We start from the raw sequence: 17,958 nt of genomic DNA, 5'->3' as shown, positions 1-17,958 counted from the left end.
GCCCAGCCATGTACACACGCTTGAAGGTATGAACCGTCGCAGCAGGCCGCATTTTCCGCCAAGGGCAGCTCAAATCGCGGGCACAAAAAAGCAGCCCGTAGGCTGCTTTTTTCTGCATCGGGAAGCTGGACTTAAGCCAGTTTTTCCTTGATGCGAGCTGCTTTACCGGACAGGTCACGCAGGTAGTACAGCTTGGCTTTACGTACGTCACCGCGACGCTTAACGGCCATGCTGTCGATTTGCGGGCTGTAGGTCTGGAAAGTACGCTCTACGCCAACACCGTTGGAGATTTTACGAACAGTGAAAGCACTGTTCACACCACGGTTACGCTTGGCGATTACCACGCCTTCGAACGCTTGCAGACGCGAACGGTCGCCTTCCTTCACTTTCACCTGGACGACAATGGTGTCGCCTGGGGCAAAGGTAGGGATCTCTTTGGTCATCTGCTCTGCTTCGAGTGCAAGGATGATTTTGTTAGTCATGCTGTGCTCCTAAGGTAAGTCAATGGACCTACCATCGATACGTTGTTAACTATCGTCCCGCGCGAGGATGTATTCCTCGAGCAGCTTCTTCTCTTCTCCAGAAAGCGAGCGGCTTTCCAGAAGATCGGCGCGTCGTTCATAGGTCCGACCAAGGGACTGCTGTAAACGCCAACGCCGGATGTGTGCGTGATTGCCACTTAGCAATACGTCGGGAACACGCTGATCCGCATACACCTCCGGTCGGGTGTAGTGCGGGCAATCCAGCAAACCATCCGTGAAGGAATCTTCCTCCGCGGAGTCCGCATGCCCTAAAGCTCCAGGCAGCAGTCGTGTAACCGCATCTATCAGGACCATCGCCGGCAGCTCGCCGCCAGACAGGACATAGTCCCCAATCGACCACTCTTCATCGACATGAGCATCAATAAAACGCTCGTCAATGCCTTCATAGCGACCGGCAATCAGGATCAGTGCTTCCTCATTCGCCAGTTCGCGGACCCCAGCCTGTTTCAGCTGGCGGCCTTGAGGGGACAGGTAAATTACCTTCGCCTTCTCCCCGGCAGCAACCTTGGCCTGAGCCAACGCGTCTTCCAGGGGCTTGATCTTCATCACCATGCCCGGGCCACCGCCAAATGGGCGATCGTCCACAGTGTGATGTCGATCCGTCGTGTAGTCTCGCGGGTTCCAACAGGTAAGCTGCAACAGCCCCTGTTTCACCGCCCGACTGGTGATGCCGTACTCGCTGATGGCGGAAAACATCTCGGGAAACAAACTGATCACTTCAATGCGCAAATTAGCCACGCTTAGAAGTCCGCGTCCCATTCCACCTTCATCTCGCCCGCTGCCAGGTCGACAGCCAACACGCATTGCTCGGTATAGGGCAACAGGCGTTCGCGATCATCCAGGCTGCCAGCGCAAGGCTTGACCACCATTACATCATTGGCGCCGGTTTCCAGAAGATGATCGATTTTCCCGAACAATTGCCCGAGTTGATCAATAACCTTCAGACCTTCCAGCTGGTACCAGTAGTACTCGCCATCGGTCAATTCAGGGAACAGGTTGCGCGGCACGCAGATCTCATAACCAGCCAGAAGACGAGCTTCTTCACGGTCATCAAGACCCTTGAGCTTTGCGACCAGGAACTTATCGCTCCCGCGTCCACTGACCAGCTCGACCTGTTTCACACTACCTTCGCGCTTGAGCGTCCAGGTTTTGTACTGCAACAGGTTTTCAGTCGGATCAGTAAAGGAATACACCTTCACTTCGCCGCGAACGCCATGAACAGAATAAATCTTGCCGATAACGATCAAATCATCAGCAACAGCTGGCGTCGCGGTCATATTGCTCAGGCTGCGGCCTTAGCCGAGTCCTTCAACAACTTGGCAACACGCTCAGACGGTTGTGCACCAACGCTCAGCCAGTAGGCTACGCGCTCTTGGTTCACGGACAGGCGGACTTCTTGACCACGAGCGATCGGGTTGAAGAAACCTACTTGTTCCTTGTGAGAGCCGTCACGTGGGTTGCGGCTGTCAGTTACGGTCAAGTGGTAAAACGGGCGCTTTTTGGAGCCGCCAAGGGCAAGACGGATTGTTAGCATGTGAACATCGTTCCTGTAGTCGGTGCTGCAAATCTAAATGCACAGCGGGCATAGGTGCCCGAAAGGCCGCATATTCTAAGGAATATCCGGACTTTTGCAAATGTCTTTTTCTGGCGCCTATCAGCGTGCCATTCAGATCTGCTATAGAGCCGTCGGTTAAAACGGCAGGTCAGCCCCCGCCAACGGCGGGTTTGCTGGAGATCCCACATCCCTGTGGGTCGGAGCAGGAGTGAACCCCCGCTCGAATTCTTTACATTTTCGGCATGCCGCCGCCGGGCAACATACCGCCCATGCCGCGCATCATCTTGGCCATTCCGCCCTTGGCGGAGAATTTCTTCATCATCTTCTGCATCTGCTTGTGCTGCTTGATCAAGCGACCGATGTCCTGCACCTGGGTGCCGGAACCCATGGCGATCCGACGCTTGCGCGAACCACTGATCAGCTCAGGGTCGCGGCGCTCGGCCGGGGTCATGGAGTTAATGATGGCTTCCATCTGCTTGAACTGCTTCTCTGCCGCGCCCTGAGCATTGCCCATTTGCGCCAGGTTCACACCGCCGATGTTCGGCAGCTTGTCCATCAGGCCGCCGAGGCCGCCCATGTTCTTCATTTGTTGCAACTGGTCGCGGAAGTCTTCGAGGTCGAAGCCCTTGCCCTTCTTCAGCTTCTTGGCCAGTTTATCGGCCTTGTCCTTGTCGAGGGTGGCTTCGGCCTGTTCGATCAGGCTGAGCACGTCACCCATGCCGAGGATACGCGAGGCGATACGTTCAGGGTGGAACGGTTCGAGCGCGTCGCTCTTCTCGCCCATACCGATGAACTTGATCGGCTTGCCGGTGATGGCACGCACCGACAGCGCGGCACCGCCACGGGCGTCGCCGTCGACCTTGGTGAGGATCACCCCGGTCAGCGGCAGTGCGTCGCCGAAGGCCTTGGCGGTATTGGCCGCATCCTGGCCGGTCATGGCGTCGACCACGAACAACGTCTCGACCGGGTTGATCGCGGCATGCAGCGCCTTGATCTCACCCATCATCTCTTCATCGATGTGCAGGCGACCGGCGGTGTCGACGATAACCACGTCGATGAACTTCAGCCGGGCTTCTTTAATAGCTGCGTTGGCGATGTCGACCGGCTTCTGGCTCAGGTCGGACGGGAAGAAGGTCACGCCCACTTCGCCCGCGAGCATTTCGAGCTGCTTGATGGCCGCCGGACGGTACACGTCGGCCGACACCACCATCACGGACTTCTTCTTGCGCTCTTTAAGGAAGCGCGCCAGCTTGCCGGCGGTGGTGGTCTTACCCGCACCTTGCAGGCCGGCCATCAACACGACGGCCGGTGGCACGGCGCTGAGGTTCAGGTCTTCGTTGGCCGCGCCCATCAGGCTTTCGAGTTCGGCCTGGACGATCTTCACAAAGGCCTGGCCCGGGGTCAGGCTGCGGGACACTTCAGTGCCGACCGCGCGCTCCTTGACCGAGTTGACGAAGTCCTTGACCACAGGCAAGGCGACGTCGGCTTCCAGCAACGCCATGCGCACTTCGCGCAGGGTGTCTTTAATATTGTCCTCGGTCAGCTTGGCCTTGCCGGTTACGTGGCGCAGCGTCTGCGAGAGACGGTCAGTCAAGTTTTCAAACATGCGCGATCCTTTCAGGCCCTATTCATCGAAATGCATTGGTAGACCGAGGTAATGGCGGCCCAGGCTGTGGTAAATCGCTATTAAAAACAGCGCTCGGCAAGCCTGCGGCGTGGGCAGGTCGCGGATTATAGCGAAGACTGCGCCCATGCACACCCGCTGTCTGGCCCTGGAGTCTTTCGTGGAACGCAGGTGTATGCCAAACTCAGCGCCTTTCGGGCTTGTCTATCAGGATTTATGGTCCCCTTGTCACCCAGTTTGCTACCCAGCCTCGCCGCCGCCATCTTGTATGCCGCTGCGACCCTCTATCAGGGCTCTCGTCTGGCCCAAGGCGCCAAGGCGGACAAACGCCTGTTGGTCGGCCTTGGCGTCCTCGCCCTGCTGGCCCATGCAGCGAGCCTGTTCACTCACCTGATGACGCCGGTTGGCCTGGGCCTGGACTTCTTCAGCGCCGCCAGCCTGATCGCGGCGGCGGTCATTGCGCTGACGCTGATGGCCTGTTATCGGATTCCCGTCGAGAACCTGCTGGTCCTGCTCTTCCCGTTGGGCGTGCTGACGGTGCTGCTCGCGCAGTTCGCCCCCACCGGTACGGTGCAGGTGATCGATGAGGAGCCAGGCATCCTCGCCCATATCCTGCTGTCGATCCTGGCCTACGGCATGTTCACCATCGCGGTGTTCCAGGCCTTGCTCCTGCTGTTGCAGGACCACCAGCTCAAGCACAAGCACCCTTCCGGGCTGATCAAGAACTTCCCGCCGCTGCAAACCATGGAAAGCCTGCTGTTCGGTTTCCTGTGGGCAGGTTGGACGCTGCTGTCGCTGTCGCTGATTTCCGGTTGGCTGTTCGTCGAAAACCTGTTTGCCCAGCACCTGGTGCACAAGACCCTGCTGGCGTGCCTGGCCTGGGTGGTGTTCAGCGTATTGCTGTGGGGCCGCAACCGCCTCGGCTGGCGCGGGCACAAGGCGATCCGCTGGACCCTGGCCGGTTTCTGCCTGCTGATGCTGGCCTATTTCGGCAGCAAGCTGGTTCGCGAATACATCCTGCATATCTGACGGGCAGCAAAAATGGACAACTTGCCCCTGGGGCCGATGCTCGCGGTAATCGCCTTGCTGGTGTTATGGGCGGCGCTGTTTACCGCCATCGAAGCCGCACAACAACACCTGCTGGCACTGCGCCCCGGTACACGCCAGGGCGACAAAGCCGCCGCCCGCCTGAGCTTCCCGCGCCACAGCCTGATCCTGTGCAACAGCCTGTGCCGCGCGGCCGTGGTGATCCTCTGCACCCTGCTGGCAATTTATGCCTGGGCACAAAACGGCCCATGGCTTGGTTGGCTGATCTCCTGCGCCGTTCTGCTGATCCTGGCCGACTACCTGCCCCGGGCCCTGGCAACCCGCCATCCGCAAGCGGTGCTGGGTTTTGGCAACACGCTGCTGGGCGTGCCATTGAAAATCCTCTATCCCGCCGCCTGGCTGCTCAATGGCATCAGCCTGTTGCTGCTGCGCCCGTTTGCCCGAAAGGCCGGCGTGGTGAAAAACAGCGACGAGCCACAGCCCGACCACGACGATGAACCGGAGCCCGAGGCCGACAAAGACCGCAGCCCAGGCATGCCGGGCATCCACGCCCTGGACAACATCACCGTCAATGACATCCTGGTGCCCCGCAGCGAAGTGGACGGTATCAACCTGGATGACTCGATCGAAGAGATCATCGAGCAGCTGCGCACCTCCCCGCGCACTCGCCTGCCGGTGTTCCACAGTGACATCAACCAAGTCGAAGCCGTACTGAATACCCGGCTGATCCAGCACCTGCTGCCGGACGCCAGCCTGACCAAGGACGCCTTGCTCGAGGCCTCCTACGAACCCTATTTCGTTCCGGAAAGCACACCCCTGCAACTGCAACTGCTGAACTTCCACAAGCAGCAGCGCCGCCTGGGCATGGTGGTGGATGAATACGGCGAAGTACTGGGTATCGTCACCCTGGAAGATATTCTCGAAGAAATCGTCGGCGAATTCGAAAACGAGCAAAGTGCGGACAACCCGCATATTGAAGCGCAGCCGGATGGCCGCTATATCATCGACGGCGCCGCTTCGATCCGCGAGTTGAACAAGAGCCTGGGCTGGCACCTGCCCAGCGACGGCCCCAAGACCCTCAACGGCCTGGTCACCGAAGCCCTGGAAACCATTCCGGATTGCGCGGTGTGCCTGAAGATCGGCCGCTACCGCCTGGAAATCCTCGAGACCGAGGACAACCGGGTGAGCAAGGTATTGATCTGGCATACCAGCCGGATACCCGTCGCCGCGTAACTGCCTGACGGTAAACAGTTCCAAGCCCCCCTCCCACATTTTGATTTGCGGCGTGTCGGCTCTTGTTGTAATTCCAGACCCCTTCCTATAATCCCTGCGGCTTACCCAAGCTTCGCCCGACCGCATACAACCCTGATCCATGGGTGTTCGACCAATAATAATCCGCGTCCAAACGCGCAACGACCGTCAGGGATACCTCCATGAGCACCACCTATAACGAGGCTGCGACCGCCGCCCCGACCAACTCGACCGCACGTGTCGCCACCGCAAGCATCGTCGGCACCGCCATCGAGTTCTACGACTTCTATATCTACGCCACGGCTGCCGCGCTGGTGATCGGGCCGGTGTTCTTTCCGCAGACCTCCGGTACCGCGCAGATGCTGGCGTCGTTCCTGACCTTCGGCATCGCCTTTATCGCCCGTCCGTTGGGCTCGGCGCTGTTCGGCCACTTCGGCGACCGCATCGGCCGTAAGTCGACCCTGGTGGCCTCGCTGCTGTTGATGGGCGTGTGCACCACGCTGATCGGCTTGCTTCCCGGTTATGACAGCATCGGTGCCTGGGCGCCTATCCTGTTGTGCGTGCTGCGTTTCGGCCAGGGCCTGGGCCTTGGCGGCGAGTGGGGTGGCGCGGCATTGCTGGCCACCGAGAACGCGCCCAAGGGCAAGCGCGCCTGGTTCGGCATGTTCCCGCAACTGGGCCCGTCGATCGGATTCCTGGCGGCCAACGGTTTGTTCCTGATCCTGGCCATGAGCCTGAATGACGAGCAGTTCCGTAGTTGGGGCTGGCGTATCCCGTTCATCCTCAGCGCAGCATTGGTGATGGTCGGCCTGTATGCGCGCTTGAAGCTGCATGAAACCCCAGTGTTCGCCAATGCCGTGGCGAAAGAAGCCCCGGTGAAAGTGCCGCTGGTGGAACTGTTCAGCCAGCATTGGTTGCCGGTACTGCTGGGCGCCATGTCGATGGTGGTGTGTTACGCACTGTTCTACATCACGACGGCCTTTTCCCTGAGCTACGGCGTTTCGACGCTGGGCTACAGCCGCGAGACGTTCCTCGGATTGCTGTGCTTTGCAGTGCTGTTCATGGGCCTGGCCACGCCGCTGGCGGCCTTGGCCAGTGATCGCTACGGGCGCAAGCCGGTGCTGATCGTCGGCGCGGTCCTGGCGATTCTGTCGGGCTTCACCATGGAGCCCCTGCTGACCCACGGCTCGACCTGGGCCGTAGCGCTGTTTTTGGCCCTGGAGCTGTTCCTGATGGGCGTGACCTTCGCGCCGATGGGCGCAATGCTGCCGGAACTGTTTCCGACTCGCGTGCGTTATACCGGGGCATCGGCGGCGTATAACCTGGGTGGGATTGTGGGCGCTTCGGCCGCACCGTTCTTCGCAACCAAGCTGGTGGCAATGGGTGGGCTGAGTTATGTCGGCGGGTATGTGTCGGCGGCAGCGTTACTCAGCTTGATTGCTGTGCTGTGCCTGAAAGAGACGCGGGATAATGATTTGAACAAGGTTGCCTGATAAACAGTTATCGGGGGCAAGCCCCCTCCCACATTTGAAGGTTCACACTTCAAAGTGTGGGAGGGGGCTTGTCGGACCGTCGTATCGCCCCGATGCTTTTAGAGCTCTACCACGACCGCTTGGGAAGCACGGGTCGCCTTGGCCCGAGCCGCTTCAATCGACTCATCCCGCGCCAATGCCACGCCCATGCGGCGCTGGCCATTCACTTGCGGCTTGCCAAACAGACGCAACGCCGTGTCCGGCTCGCTCAAGGCGGCGCCGAGGTTGGCGAATGCGGTCTGGGTCGACTGCCCCTCCACCAGAATCACCGCCGAAGCCGAAGGCCCGAACTGACGGATCAACGGGATTGGCAGGCCCAGGATGGCGCGCGCATGCAGGGCAAACTGCGACAGGTCCTGGGAAATCAGGGTCACCAGACCGGTGTCATGGGGGCGCGGCGACACTTCGCTGAACCACACCTGATCACCCTTGATGAACAGCTCCACGCCAAACAGGCCACGACCGCCCAACGCCTCGGTCACCGCCTTGGCCACGCGCTCGGACTCAGCCAGGGCAATCGGGCTCATGGCTTGCGGCTGCCAGGATTCCTGGTAGTCGCCCTTCTCCTGACGATGGCCGACCGGCGCACAGAAGGTGGTGCCGCCGATGTGACGCACAGTCAGCAGGGTGATTTCATAGTCAAAATCGATAAAGCCCTCGATGATCACCCGGCCTTTACCGGCACGCCCGCCTTCCTGGGCGTAGTCCCAGGCTTTCTGTACATCGTCAGCATTGCGCAGCAGGCTCTGGCCCTTGCCCGACGAACTCATCACCGGCTTGACCACGCACGGGAAGCCCAGGTCCTGAACGGCCTTGCTGTAGTCTTCGAAGGTGTCGGCGAAGTGGTACGGCGAGGTCGGCAGGTCCAGCTCTTCAGCGGCCAGGCGACGGATACCTTCGCGGTTCATGGTCAGCGACGTGGCGCGGGCGGTCGGGATCACGGTGAAACCTTCGGCCTCCAGCTCCACCAGGGTGGCGGTGGCAATGGCTTCGATTTCCGGCACGATGAAGTGCGGTTTTTCCGCTTCGATCACCGCACGCAGGGCGGCACCGTCAAGCATGTTGATCACATGGCTGCGGTGGGCAACCTGCATGGCGGGCGCATTGGCGTAGCGATCCACGGCAATCACTTCAACGCCCAGGCGTTGCAGTTCGATCACCACTTCCTTGCCCAGCTCACCGCAGCCACACAGCAAAACGCGGGTCGCGGTTGGCGACAATGGAGTTCCGATTCGGGTCATCTCAGGTCCTCAGGGGAGCGGATCATGGGGAGAAAGGCCGGCATTTTACATGAACTGTAAAAATTGGCCTCAGTTGGCGACGGCCCGCTTGCGGATACGCCAGGCCATGATCAGCCACACCACCGTGACCCCGGCGAATTTCGACGCCAGGGCCGTGCCCACCACGGCAGGTGTGAGTGCGCCGATCAGGCCGAAAAAGATAAACGTGTCGAGGGGAATGCTCAGCGCCGAACTTATCCACAGGCGGTCGTGGAGCGGGCGCTTGGTGATGCTGAACACCAGCCAGTCGATGCATTCCGACACCGCGAATGCCGTGGCGCTGGCCAGGGCGATGGACGGGTCGGAGGTGATATATGACAACGCCAGCGCCGCCAGCATGGCGATGATCGCACCGTGGCCGAAGCGGGTTTGCACCATGTCACGCAGGATAAACACCAGGCCACCCCAGGCCGACCAGATGACATCCAGGTGCGGGGCTGTGGAGAAGGCGAAGTTGATCAGCACGACGCTGCTGATGTAGGCGATCAGGAAGAGCATGGGGCGAGGGACCTGTGAACAAGGGGCACAGGGTACTTCACATTTGGAAACATGTCGTCTGGGAGGGCCTCATCGGGGCATGGGTATCTACACAACTTGAGCGAGCCTTCTGCGTAGATACCGTCTTATCCAACACCGCGCAAATCCGTAGCAGCTGCCGAGCGCAAGCGAGGCTGCGTCGGCCGCGCCTCGAGCCTGAATCGGCAGCGCGCCTGACGCAGCCTCGCCAAGGCTCGACAGCTGCTACGCACTATTCTATTGAAGTTGTGTAGATACTCATGCTCATCGGGGGCAAGCCCCCGATGGCGATCTATCAGGCGCCGGTCTTACCAGAAACCATAAACACCAACCCACCCGCCACCGCCCGCTCATGACACAACCCCAACACCACTCGGCGCTCGGAATTGTCCATGCGGCTCCAGCGCGTGATTTCATCCACGGTGCGCTGGCAGCCGGTGCAAATATCGTCATCATCCAGCGCGCAAATGCTCACGCACGGCGAGGCGACGGGGCGTTCAACTGCACTCATTCTTCCTGCTCAACCAGATCCCGTGCGTAACGCTGGGCGTTATGCACGTAGTGTGCGGCGCTGGCTTCCAGCATGCGCTTCTGTGCGTCAGTCAATTCACGCACCACTTTGCCCGGCGAGCCCATCACCAGGGAACCATCGGGGATTTCCTTGCCTTCACCGATCAACGAATTGGCGCCGATGATGCAGTGCTTGCCGATCTTCGCGCCGTTGAGGATCACCGCGTTGATACCGATCAGGCTGTAATCGTCGACCGTGCAGCCGTGCAACATGGCGTTATGGCCGATGGTCACGCCGGTGCCCAGGGTGAGTGGGTAGCCCATGTCGGTGTGCATCACGCTGCCGTCCTGCACGTTGCTGTTCCTGCCGATCAGGATCAGCTCGTTGTCGCCGCGCAGCACCGCGTTGAACCAGACGTTGGCGCCCTCCTCCAGCTTGACCTTGCCCACCAGCGTGGCATTCGGCGCCACCCAGCTGTGTGGATGCGTCTCGACGCGGGCGTCGCCCAGGCGGTATTTCATGGTTTTCCCTCACGGCTGGCCGTTCAAGCGACGGCTTAGGTATTGATGAAGCTCTTGGGCGGCTGGTGCAGGCTGATCTTGGCGTCGTCATAAAGCAGGTTGATCAACTCGACGATCATGATTGCCGTCAGGCCCCAGATCTTGTATTCGCCGAAGCGATAGCTGGGCACGTACCAACTGCGGCCCTGGTAATCGATTCGGTGGGTATGTTCGCGCGGGTCCTGTCGGAAAAAATCCAGGGGCACGCTGAAGACGGCGGCAATCTCGGCATCGTTGGCCAGGTATTCGACGTAATCGGGGATTACCCCCACATAGGGCGTGACCCGGATGCCGTGCAGGGAAATCAGCGGGCTCAGCGGGCCGATGACTTCCACCAGGCCGGGGGGCAGGCCGATTTCTTCTTCGGCTTCACGCAGGGCGGTAAAGATCAGGTCCGGGTCTTCGGGGTCGCGACGCCCGCCGGGAAAGGCCACTTCGCCACCATGGGTCGACAGGCCGCTGGCGCGCAGGGTCAGGATCAGCTCAGGTTCGTCACTGCGGGTAATCGGCACCAGCACCGCGGCCTCGGGGAAACGCCCGTCGGTTTCCAGCGTGTGGGGGGTGTGATTGCTTACCCGGCGAAGTAGCTCGTCCAGCATGAGTCATCTCGGTCTGTTGGCTACCTTGCATCATGCACCAAAGCCGCCGGGTGCCCAACCCCAAAACCCGAGGCATGTCGCTAAACGACAACTTGCAGGGCCCTGCCGGCCAAGCCAAGATAGACGCACTTTCCAGGAACCCCAGCATGAATTTCTGCAGCCAGTGCGGTAAACCGGTTACCCAACGCATTCCCGAAGGCGACGCCCGCCTGCGGTTTGTGTGTGATCACTGTTCGACCATTCACTACCAGAACCCCAATATCGTCGCCGGTACCGTGCCGGTGTGGGGCGATAAGGTGCTGCTGTGCCGCCGCGCCATTGAGCCGCGCCTGGGTTACTGGACCCTGCCCGCAGGCTTTATGGAAAACGGCGAGACCGTGGAACAGGCCGCCCTGCGCGAAACCCTCGAAGAAGCCTGTGCCCGCGTATGCAACCTGAGCATCTACACCCTGATCGATGTGCCGCACATCAGCCAGGTGCATATCTTCTACCGTGCCGAACTGGTCGACCTGGACTTCGCCGCTGGCCCCGAAAGCCTTGAAGTGCAGCTGTTCGATGAGGCTGACATCCCTTGGTCCGAGCTGGCTTTCCGTACGGTCGGGCGTACCCTAGAATACTTTTTCGCTGACCGCCGCCAGCAGTCGTTCCCGGTGCGCAGCGAAGCCGTGCCACCTCTTTCAAAGCCCGCCCAATAACCGTTCGGCAGCTCGTCGCCACAGGGATACCGTTTTAATGCGTTGGTTGCTTGCTCTGATCTGCCTGTCGTTCGCCACGCTGTCGCCAGCCTCTACCGTGGAAACCCTGGGCGGCAAGACGGTCGAAAAAGTCCTGGTGCTCAAGTCCGCCCATCAATTGCAGTTGATCAACGACGGCAAGCCCCTCAAGACCTACCGGATTTCCCTGGGCAAAAACCCCAAGGGCCACAAGCTGATCGAGGGCGACCGCCGCACCCCGGAAGGCCTGTACTGGATCGACTGGCGCAAGACCAGCGACCGCTACTACCTGTCCATGCACATCTCCTACCCCAATATCAGCGACGCCGCCCGCGCCCGCCGCGAAGGCGTGAGGCCCGGCAGCATGATCATGATCCACGGCACGCCCGACACCGAAGAGTACCCGGAGCAGTGGTTCCACACCCTGGACTGGACCGACGGCTGCATCGGCATGCGTAACGTCGACATGCGCGAAGTCTGGAACCTGGTCAAGGACGGCACGCTGATCGAGATCCGCCCGTAAATCTTCGACCGTTCGTAATTTAATTAAAAAATATTTCCCTCCCCCGCCAACGCCTGCCGGTGAATACCAATTCACCGCGCGGGCTGCGCACCTCTGCGCTCGATACAGACCTCTCTAATACCACTTGACACCCAGCACCATTAAGGTGCCCTGAAACCGGTACCTGCACCGTTTTAGCTGCATTGACATGGTATTTAAGTGGTATTAATTTCCGGCCAATACCGGGCGACAACACTCCAATAACCGCATCGGAAACTTCATAGATGAACCCCATCCTGACGCTGCGTCCCGACGACAAACAATCCACGCCGCTGTACCTGCAATTGGCCCGCAACCTGGAAGCGGCGATCCATGCCGGGCAGTGGAAATCCGAACAGGCCCTGCCCTCGGAACGCGCCCTCAGCGAACAGTTGAGCATTTCGCGGGTGACCGCCCGTAAAGCGTTGGAAGTATTGTTCGCCCAAGGCCTGATCCGCCGCAGCCAGGGCTCCGGCACGTTTATCACGCCACGCCTGGAGCAGCCGCTATCGCGCTTGTCGGGGTTCAGCGAGATGTTGCGCCTCAAGGGCTTTGTGCCAAGCTCCCAATGGCTGGAGCGCGAAATCACCCCGCCGACCCATGAAGAACTGATCCGCCTGTGCCTGTCACCGACCGACAAGGTCGCGCGTCTCAAACGCCTGCGTAAGGCCGACGACACGGTGATGGCGATCGAGATGACCGCCATGCCGGCCTCGGTGCTGCCGCAGCCGCAAGCCATTGGTAATTCGTTGTACGAATACCTGGAGGGCATCGGCAAACCCATCGTCCGCGCCTTGCAACATATCCAGGCGATCAACGCCTCGGACGAGTTCGCCAGACTGGTGGGCATCGCCCCCGGCACCGCCATGCTGCTGATGACCCGTGTCGGCTACACCGCCGATAACACGCCGATCGAAATCACCGACACCTACTGCCGCAACGACTACTACGACTTTGTCGCAGAGCTTCGCCGTTATGACTTTGCCGCCGAGTTGCGGCCTTAGAGAACTGCCCATGTCCGAAGACAATATCCTCACGCCCCACGGCTGGATCCGCGGCCGCCTGGTGCACGAACACGGCAAGGTCATCGCCATTGAAGGCGAGCCTTGCGACCCGGCTGAAAACGACTTGCCCTATCTGCTGCCGGGCTTTATCGACCTGCACGTCCACGGCGGTGGCGGTAAAGACATCATGGAGGGCGCCGACGCCTTCGAGACCATCACCCGCACCCACGTGCGTTTTGGTACGACGTCGCTGTTGGCCACCACCATGACCGCGCCGGTGGATGAAATCTCCAGCGTACTGGGCCAGCTCGGCAACTTCTGCGAGCAGCGCCCTGCCGGCAGCGCCCGGGTACTTGGCGTGCACCTGGAAGGTCCCTACATCAATCCGGGAAAACTCGGCGCGCAACCCAACTTCGCCCACACCGCATTGATGGCCGAAGTCGAAGCCTACCTGCGCCTGGCGCCGATCCGGGTGATCACCATCGCCCCGGAAATCGCCGGCCACGACGCCCTGATCCGCGCCCTCAGCGAGCGCGGCGTGCGCATGCAGATCGGTCACACCTTGGGCAGCTATGAGGAAGGCGTCGCCGCCCTCGCTGCCGGCGCCACCAGCTTCACCCATTTGTACAACGCCATGAGCCCGTTGCATCACCGTGAACCCGGGATCGTCGGCGCTGCGCTGGCCCATGCCAAATACGCCGAGCTGATCCCGGACTTGCTCCACGTGCACCCCGGCGCCATGCGCGTGGCCCTGCGCGCGATCCCGTGCCTGTACTGCGTCACCGACTCCACCGCCGCCGCCGGCATGCCCGACGGCGAGTACAAGCTGGGCAGCCACACCGTGACCAAATGCCTGGGCGGCGTACGCCTGGCCGACGGCACCCTGGCCGGCAGCACCCTGACCATGGATCAGGCGTTGCGCAACCTGGTGAAAATCGGCCTGCCCATCAGCGAAGCCTCACAACGCCTGTCGCAATTTCCGGCGGACTACCTGGGCCTGGAAGAACGCGGCCGCCTGCAACCCGGCAGCTTCGCCGACTGCGTGCGCCTGGACCGCTTCCTGCACCTCACCGACGTCATGGTCGAAGGAGAAACCATTGTCTTCAAAAATGCTTGAAGAGGCCTTGGCCTCCTGTGACGCCGTCGCGGCGCAACTGCAACGCCTGGACCCGCTGCTGGAGGACGTCGCCGGCCGCCTGCGCCGCCAACCGCCACAAGTGGCGATGACCATTGCGCGCGGCAGCTCGGACCACGCCGCCAGCTACTTCGCCTACCTGGCCATGCAGCATGTCGGCATTCCGGTGGCGTCGTTGCCGATGTCGGTGGTGACCTTGTTGCAAGCGCCGATGAAAGTCAGCGGCCAAGTGGCGTTCGGTTTCTCCCAGTCGGGGCAAAGCCCGGACCTGGTCAACAGCCTGCGCCTGCTGCGCAAACGGGGTGCCTTGAGCATTTCGCTGGTCAACGCCGAAGACTCTCCGCTGGAAGCCGCCTGCGAATTCCATGTGCCGCTGTGCGCCGGGCCGGAACTCAGCGTGGCCGCGACCAAAAGCTTTATCGCCACCCTCAGCGCCAGCGCACTGTTGATCGGCCACTGGAACCAGGAGCCCGACTTGCTGCAAGCCTGCCAGGCCCTGCCCGCAGGCCTGCGTGAAGCCGCCGGGCAGGACTGGACGCACGCCATCGAGGCGCTGCGTGGCTGCCAGCAACTGATGGTGATCGGCCGTGGCGCCGGTTTTGCCATCGCCCAGGAAGCCGCGCTCAAGCTCAAGGAAACCTCGGCGATCCAGGCCGAAGCCTTCAGCAGCGCCGAGGTGCGCCACGGGCCGATGGCCTTGATCGGCGCGGACTACCCGCTGCTGGTGTTCGCGCCACGGGGTGCCGAGCAAGCCGGCTTGTTGAGCCTGGCCGCCGATATGCGTCAACGCGGTGCCCGCGTGCTGCTCGCCGCGCCGGACGATATCGCCGAACGCGACCTGACCCTGAGCCGCGCCGAACACCCGAGCCTCGACCCGATCCTGGCGATCATGAGTTTCTACGTCATGGCTGCGGGACTCGCGGTCGCCCGGGGCATGGACCCGGACCAGCCGCGCCACCTGAGCAAAGTCACCCGCACTCACTGAGTCGATTGCCGCGTTTTCCTGATGAGTACCGTGCCCATGTCCAACAACAATAATGAACTGACCCTCAGCGCCCCCCTCAGTGGGCCGGTGCTGGCCCTGGGCAACGTGCCTGACGAGGTGTTCGCCAGCGGCGCCATGGGCGACGGCACGGCTATCGACCCGCTCAACGATTGCCTGCATGCGCCGTGTGATGGCGTGGTCATCCATGTCGCCCGCACCGGCCATGCCTTGACGATTCGTGCCGACAACGGCGCCGAAGTGCTGCTGCACATCGGCATCGACACGGTCGAATTGAACGGCGAAGGGTTTGCCCTGCTGGTCAAGCAAGGCGCCCGGGTCCGCAATGGGCAGGCGCTGGTGCGCTTTGATCTGGACCGTATCGCCCGCCAGTGCAAAAGCCTGATCAGCCTGATCATCCTCACCAATGGTGAACACTTTGAACTGCGCCCGCTTGCCGCGAAAACCGTCAAGCTGGGCGAACCGCTGTTGCAGGTCGTGCCACGTGCCACCGCGCCACTGCAAACGGCTGTGGATGACGCCGTCGCCGAAGTCAGCGCCAGCGTGCGCGTGACTCACCGTGGCGGCCTGCACGCACGGCCTGCGGCGTTAGTCCGCAAGACCGCCCAGGGTTTCAGCAGCCAGGCAAAGGTGCACTTCGGCGCCAAGTCGGCGGCTTGCGACAGCCTGATCGGCCTGATGGGGCTGGGCATTGGTGAAGGTGACGAGGTGCGCGTGAGCTGTCGCGGCAAGGACGCCGAGGCCGCGCTGCAGGCGCTGGTCGCGGCCTTGTCCGCCGCCGTTAAGGAAGACCACCACGCACCGGTCGTCGCCATGCCACGCCGGGTAAATACTGAAGTTGATGTGCTGCAGGGCGTGTGTGCGGCACCGGGCCTGGTCTGCGGGCCGTTGTTCCGGTTGGCGGCTATCGAGTTGCCGTCAGACCCCGGCAATCACGTCACCGACGAACAACTGCAACGCCTGGACACGGCCCTGGAGCAGGTGCGCGGTGAAATCCGCAGCACCCTGGACCACGCTCGCCAACGCAAGGCCGTCGAAGAAGAAGAGATCTTCGCCGCCCACCTGGCCCTGCTCGAAGACCCCGCCCTGCTGGAGGCCGCCACCGATGCCATCGAACACGGCAGCGCCGCCACCCACGCCTGGCGCGATGCGATCCAGGCGCAGTGCGCGGTATTACTGGCCCTGGGTAAACCGCTGTTCGCCGAACGCGCCAACGACCTGCGCGACCTGCAACAACGGGTCCTGCGCGCACTGTTGGGCGAAGCCTGGCATTTCGAATTGCCTACGGGGGCGATTGTCAGTGCCCATGAACTAACCCCTTCGGATTTGCTGCAACTGAGCGCGCAACAGACTGCCGGGATCTGCATGGCCGAAGGCGGCGCCACCTCCCATGTGGCGATCCTGGCGCGGGGCAAGGGCTTGCCTTGCGTGGTCGCCCTGGGTGCTGAAGTGCTCGCTGTGCCTCAAGGCCAGCGCGTGGTGCTCGACGCGGTCAACGGCCGCCTGGAGCTGGCCCCCAGCGAGGCGCGCCATGCCGAAGTACACCAGATGCGTGACGCACAAAAACTGCGCCGCCAGCAACAGCAGGCCCAAGCCCAATCGCCGGCCCTGACCCGCGACGGCGTGAACATCGAAGTCGCCGCCAATGTGGCGTCGAGTGCCGAGGCGCACATAGCGTTTGAAAACGGCGCCGATGGCGTCGGCCTGCTGCGCACCGAATTCCTTTTCGTCGACCGCCACACCGCGCCGGATGAACAGGAACAACGCCACGCCTATCAAGCCGTGCTGGACGCCATGGGGGACAAATCCGTGATCATCCGCACCATCGACGTCGGCGGCGACAAGCAGCTCGACTACCTGCCGCTGCCCGTCGAAGCCAACCCGGTGCTGGGCCTGCGCGGTATCCGCATGGCCCAGGTACGTCCGGAACTGCTCGACCAGCAACTGCGGGCGCTCCTGCAGGTTTCGCCGTTGGCGCGCTGCCGCATCCTGCTGCCGATGGTCAGCGAAGTCGACGAACTGCTGCAGATTCGCCAGCGCCTGGATGAGTTGTGTGCCGAATTGGAACTGACCCAACGCCCCGAGCTGGGGGTGATGATCGAAGTGCCCGCCGCGGCGCTGATGGCCGAGCAATTGGCCGAGCACGCGGACTTCCTGTCCATCGGCACCAATGACCTGTCCCAGTACACCCTGGCCATGGACCGCGACCACGCCGGCCTCGCCGCGCGTGTCGATGCCTTGCACCCAGCCTTGCTCCGATTGATCGCCCAGACCTGCACCGGCGCGGCCAAACACGGGCGTTGGGTCGGCGTGTGCGGCGCCTTGGCGTCCGACCCGCTGGCGACCCCGGCGCTGATCGGCCTGGGCGTCAGCGAGCTGTCCGTCAGCCCGCCGCAAATCGCAGAAATCAAGGACCGCGTCCGCCACCTGGACGCGGCGCAATGCCGGCAACTCAGCCAAGGCCTGCTTGACCTGAGCAGCGCCAGGGCAGTTCGCCAAGCCTGTCAACACCACTGGCCGCTGAGCTGACAACAACAAGAAAAAG

19 protein-coding genes are annotated in these 17,958 nt (G+C 61.8%); 9 read left to right on the top strand and 10 right to left on the bottom strand.

All coding sequences use genetic code 11. From position 1 onward, the window contains the following. Positions 1-131 precede the first annotated feature (131 nt). From rplS to ffh, 5 genes are all read right to left on the bottom strand, one after another. Complete coding sequence (gene rplS / locus AB1462_RS05060) at positions 132-482, bottom strand: 50S ribosomal protein L19 (protein WP_003175895.1); 351 nt, start codon at positions 480-482, stop codon at positions 132-134. A gap of 45 nt (positions 483-527) precedes the next feature. Next, positions 528-1,301 (bottom strand): tRNA (guanosine(37)-N1)-methyltransferase TrmD, encoded by a 774-nt coding sequence (trmD, locus tag AB1462_RS05055; protein ID WP_184743990.1) that lies wholly within the window; start codon positions 1,299-1,301, stop codon positions 528-530. After that, on the bottom strand, positions 1,283-1,819 hold the full coding sequence (rimM, locus tag AB1462_RS05050; protein ID WP_367246293.1) for a ribosome maturation factor RimM: 537 nt from the start codon (positions 1,817-1,819) through the stop codon (positions 1,283-1,285). Before rimM ends, trmD begins: the two co-directional genes overlap by 19 nt. A 5-nt stretch (positions 1,820-1,824) precedes the next feature. After that, positions 1,825-2,076, bottom strand: coding sequence for a 30S ribosomal protein S16 (rpsP, locus tag AB1462_RS05045; protein WP_003238923.1), 252 nt, complete (start codon positions 2,074-2,076; stop codon positions 1,825-1,827). Between the two features lie 250 nt (positions 2,077-2,326). After that, on the bottom strand, positions 2,327-3,703 hold the full coding sequence (ffh, locus tag AB1462_RS05040; protein WP_024077237.1) for a signal recognition particle protein: 1,377 nt from the start codon (positions 3,701-3,703) through the stop codon (positions 2,327-2,329). Positions 3,704-3,946: 243 nt separating this feature from the next. On the opposite strand from ffh, the gene AB1462_RS05035 reads away from it, so the two are divergent. The 3 genes from AB1462_RS05035 to AB1462_RS05025 all read left to right on the top strand — a co-directional run bounded on the left by AB1462_RS05035 (position 3,947) and on the right by AB1462_RS05025 (position 7,512). Then, positions 3,947-4,750: an inner membrane protein YpjD gene (locus tag AB1462_RS05035; protein ID WP_169898637.1), complete on the top strand. Its 804-nt coding sequence runs from the start codon at positions 3,947-3,949 to the stop codon at positions 4,748-4,750. Positions 4,751-4,762: 12 nt separating this feature from the next. Then, complete coding sequence (locus AB1462_RS05030) at positions 4,763-6,001, top strand: transporter associated domain-containing protein (protein WP_090400636.1); 1,239 nt, start codon at positions 4,763-4,765, stop codon at positions 5,999-6,001. 200 nt (positions 6,002-6,201) lie between these two features. Beyond that, positions 6,202-7,512 (top strand): MFS transporter, encoded by a 1,311-nt coding sequence (locus tag AB1462_RS05025; RefSeq protein ID WP_090400637.1) that lies wholly within the window; start codon positions 6,202-6,204, stop codon positions 7,510-7,512. A 98-nt stretch (positions 7,513-7,610) separates the two neighbouring features. Here the strand turns inward: AB1462_RS05025 and purT are convergent, their stop codons facing one another. The 5 genes from purT to AB1462_RS05000 all read right to left on the bottom strand — a co-directional run bounded on the left by purT (position 7,611) and on the right by AB1462_RS05000 (position 11,017). Further along, positions 7,611-8,792, bottom strand: coding sequence for a formate-dependent phosphoribosylglycinamide formyltransferase (gene purT, locus AB1462_RS05020; RefSeq protein ID WP_090400638.1), 1,182 nt, complete (start codon positions 8,790-8,792; stop codon positions 7,611-7,613). A 69-nt stretch (positions 8,793-8,861) separates the two neighbouring features. Continuing rightward, on the bottom strand, positions 8,862-9,329 hold the full coding sequence (locus tag AB1462_RS05015; RefSeq protein WP_027605452.1) for a VUT family protein: 468 nt from the start codon (positions 9,327-9,329) through the stop codon (positions 8,862-8,864). A 313-nt stretch (positions 9,330-9,642) separates the two neighbouring features. Then, positions 9,643-9,858, bottom strand: a complete 216-nt coding sequence (locus tag AB1462_RS05010; RefSeq protein ID WP_315338543.1) for a DUF1289 domain-containing protein — start codon at positions 9,856-9,858, stop codon at positions 9,643-9,645. Continuing rightward, a complete protein-coding gene (locus AB1462_RS05005; protein WP_090400640.1) occupies positions 9,855-10,379 on the bottom strand; it encodes a gamma carbonic anhydrase family protein in 525 nt (174 codons plus the stop codon). Before AB1462_RS05005 ends, AB1462_RS05010 begins: the two co-directional genes overlap by 4 nt. A gap of 35 nt (positions 10,380-10,414) precedes the next feature. Further along, complete coding sequence (locus AB1462_RS05000) at positions 10,415-11,017, bottom strand: CoA pyrophosphatase (RefSeq protein ID WP_071489281.1); 603 nt, start codon at positions 11,015-11,017, stop codon at positions 10,415-10,417. A gap of 146 nt (positions 11,018-11,163) precedes the next feature. On the opposite strand from AB1462_RS05000, the gene AB1462_RS04995 reads away from it, so the two are divergent. From AB1462_RS04995 to ptsP, 6 genes are all read left to right on the top strand, one after another. After that, positions 11,164-11,712 carry an NUDIX hydrolase gene (locus tag AB1462_RS04995; RefSeq protein ID WP_090400641.1) on the top strand — a complete coding sequence of 183 codons (549 nt, stop codon included), beginning with the start codon at positions 11,164-11,166 and terminating at the stop codon, positions 11,710-11,712. Positions 11,713-11,749: 37 nt separating this feature from the next. Further along, positions 11,750-12,253: a murein L,D-transpeptidase family protein gene (locus AB1462_RS04990; protein WP_367246290.1), complete on the top strand. Its 504-nt coding sequence runs from the start codon at positions 11,750-11,752 to the stop codon at positions 12,251-12,253. A 263-nt stretch (positions 12,254-12,516) separates the two neighbouring features. Then, positions 12,517-13,275: a GntR family transcriptional regulator gene (locus AB1462_RS04985; RefSeq protein WP_090400642.1), complete on the top strand. Its 759-nt coding sequence runs from the start codon at positions 12,517-12,519 to the stop codon at positions 13,273-13,275. A 10-nt stretch (positions 13,276-13,285) separates the two neighbouring features. Further along, a complete protein-coding gene (nagA, locus tag AB1462_RS04980) occupies positions 13,286-14,392 on the top strand; it encodes an N-acetylglucosamine-6-phosphate deacetylase (RefSeq protein WP_259191470.1) in 1,107 nt (368 codons plus the stop codon). Continuing rightward, a complete protein-coding gene (locus AB1462_RS04975) occupies positions 14,373-15,395 on the top strand; it encodes an SIS domain-containing protein (protein WP_090400644.1) in 1,023 nt (340 codons plus the stop codon). Before nagA ends, AB1462_RS04975 begins: the two co-directional genes overlap by 20 nt. Before the next feature lie 36 nt (positions 15,396-15,431). Continuing rightward, positions 15,432-17,942: a phosphoenolpyruvate--protein phosphotransferase gene (gene ptsP / locus AB1462_RS04970; protein ID WP_367246289.1), complete on the top strand. Its 2,511-nt coding sequence runs from the start codon at positions 15,432-15,434 to the stop codon at positions 17,940-17,942. Positions 17,943-17,958: the final 16 nt, after the last annotated feature.

This window comes from Pseudomonas sp. SB113, from assembly GCF_040754745.1.
GTDB classification, from domain to species: Bacteria; Pseudomonadota; Gammaproteobacteria; order Pseudomonadales; family Pseudomonadaceae; genus Aquipseudomonas; species Aquipseudomonas grimontii.
Note: the sequence above shows the minus strand (reverse complement) of the source record. Positions and strands in the feature narration are given on the sequence as shown.

Excerpts from the sequence above, each read along its gene's own strand:
- AB1462_RS05015 (WP_027605452.1), bottom strand. The coding sequence starts at position 9,329 with ATGCTCTTCCTGATCGCCTACATCAGCAGCGTCGTGCTGATCAACTTC.
- AB1462_RS04995 (WP_090400641.1), top strand. The coding sequence starts at position 11,164 with ATGAATTTCTGCAGCCAGTGCGGTAAACCGGTTACCCAACGCATTCCC.
- AB1462_RS05025 (WP_090400637.1), top strand. The coding sequence starts at position 6,202 with ATGAGCACCACCTATAACGAGGCTGCGACCGCCGCCCCGACCAACTCG.
- ffh (WP_024077237.1), bottom strand. The coding sequence starts at position 3,703 with ATGTTTGAAAACTTGACTGACCGTCTCTCGCAGACGCTGCGCCACGTA.
- AB1462_RS04990 (WP_367246290.1), top strand. The coding sequence starts at position 11,750 with ATGCGTTGGTTGCTTGCTCTGATCTGCCTGTCGTTCGCCACGCTGTCG.
- AB1462_RS05005 (WP_090400640.1), bottom strand. The coding sequence starts at position 10,379 with ATGAAATACCGCCTGGGCGACGCCCGCGTCGAGACGCATCCACACAGC.
- nagA (WP_259191470.1), top strand. The coding sequence starts at position 13,286 with ATGTCCGAAGACAATATCCTCACGCCCCACGGCTGGATCCGCGGCCGC.
- rplS (WP_003175895.1), bottom strand. The coding sequence starts at position 482 with ATGACTAACAAAATCATCCTTGCACTCGAAGCAGAGCAGATGACCAAA.
- purT (WP_090400638.1), bottom strand. The coding sequence starts at position 8,792 with ATGACCCGAATCGGAACTCCATTGTCGCCAACCGCGACCCGCGTTTTG.
- AB1462_RS05010 (WP_315338543.1), bottom strand. The coding sequence starts at position 9,858 with ATGAGTGCAGTTGAACGCCCCGTCGCCTCGCCGTGCGTGAGCATTTGC.
- AB1462_RS04985 (WP_090400642.1), top strand. The coding sequence starts at position 12,517 with ATGAACCCCATCCTGACGCTGCGTCCCGACGACAAACAATCCACGCCG.
- ptsP (WP_367246289.1), top strand. The coding sequence starts at position 15,432 with ATGTCCAACAACAATAATGAACTGACCCTCAGCGCCCCCCTCAGTGGG.
- trmD (WP_184743990.1), bottom strand. The coding sequence starts at position 1,301 with ATGGGACGCGGACTTCTAAGCGTGGCTAATTTGCGCATTGAAGTGATC.
- AB1462_RS05000 (WP_071489281.1), bottom strand. The coding sequence starts at position 11,017 with ATGCTGGACGAGCTACTTCGCCGGGTAAGCAATCACACCCCCCACACG.
- rpsP (WP_003238923.1), bottom strand. The coding sequence starts at position 2,076 with ATGCTAACAATCCGTCTTGCCCTTGGCGGCTCCAAAAAGCGCCCGTTT.
- rimM (WP_367246293.1), bottom strand. The coding sequence starts at position 1,819 with ATGACCGCGACGCCAGCTGTTGCTGATGATTTGATCGTTATCGGCAAG.
- AB1462_RS05030 (WP_090400636.1), top strand. The coding sequence starts at position 4,763 with ATGGACAACTTGCCCCTGGGGCCGATGCTCGCGGTAATCGCCTTGCTG.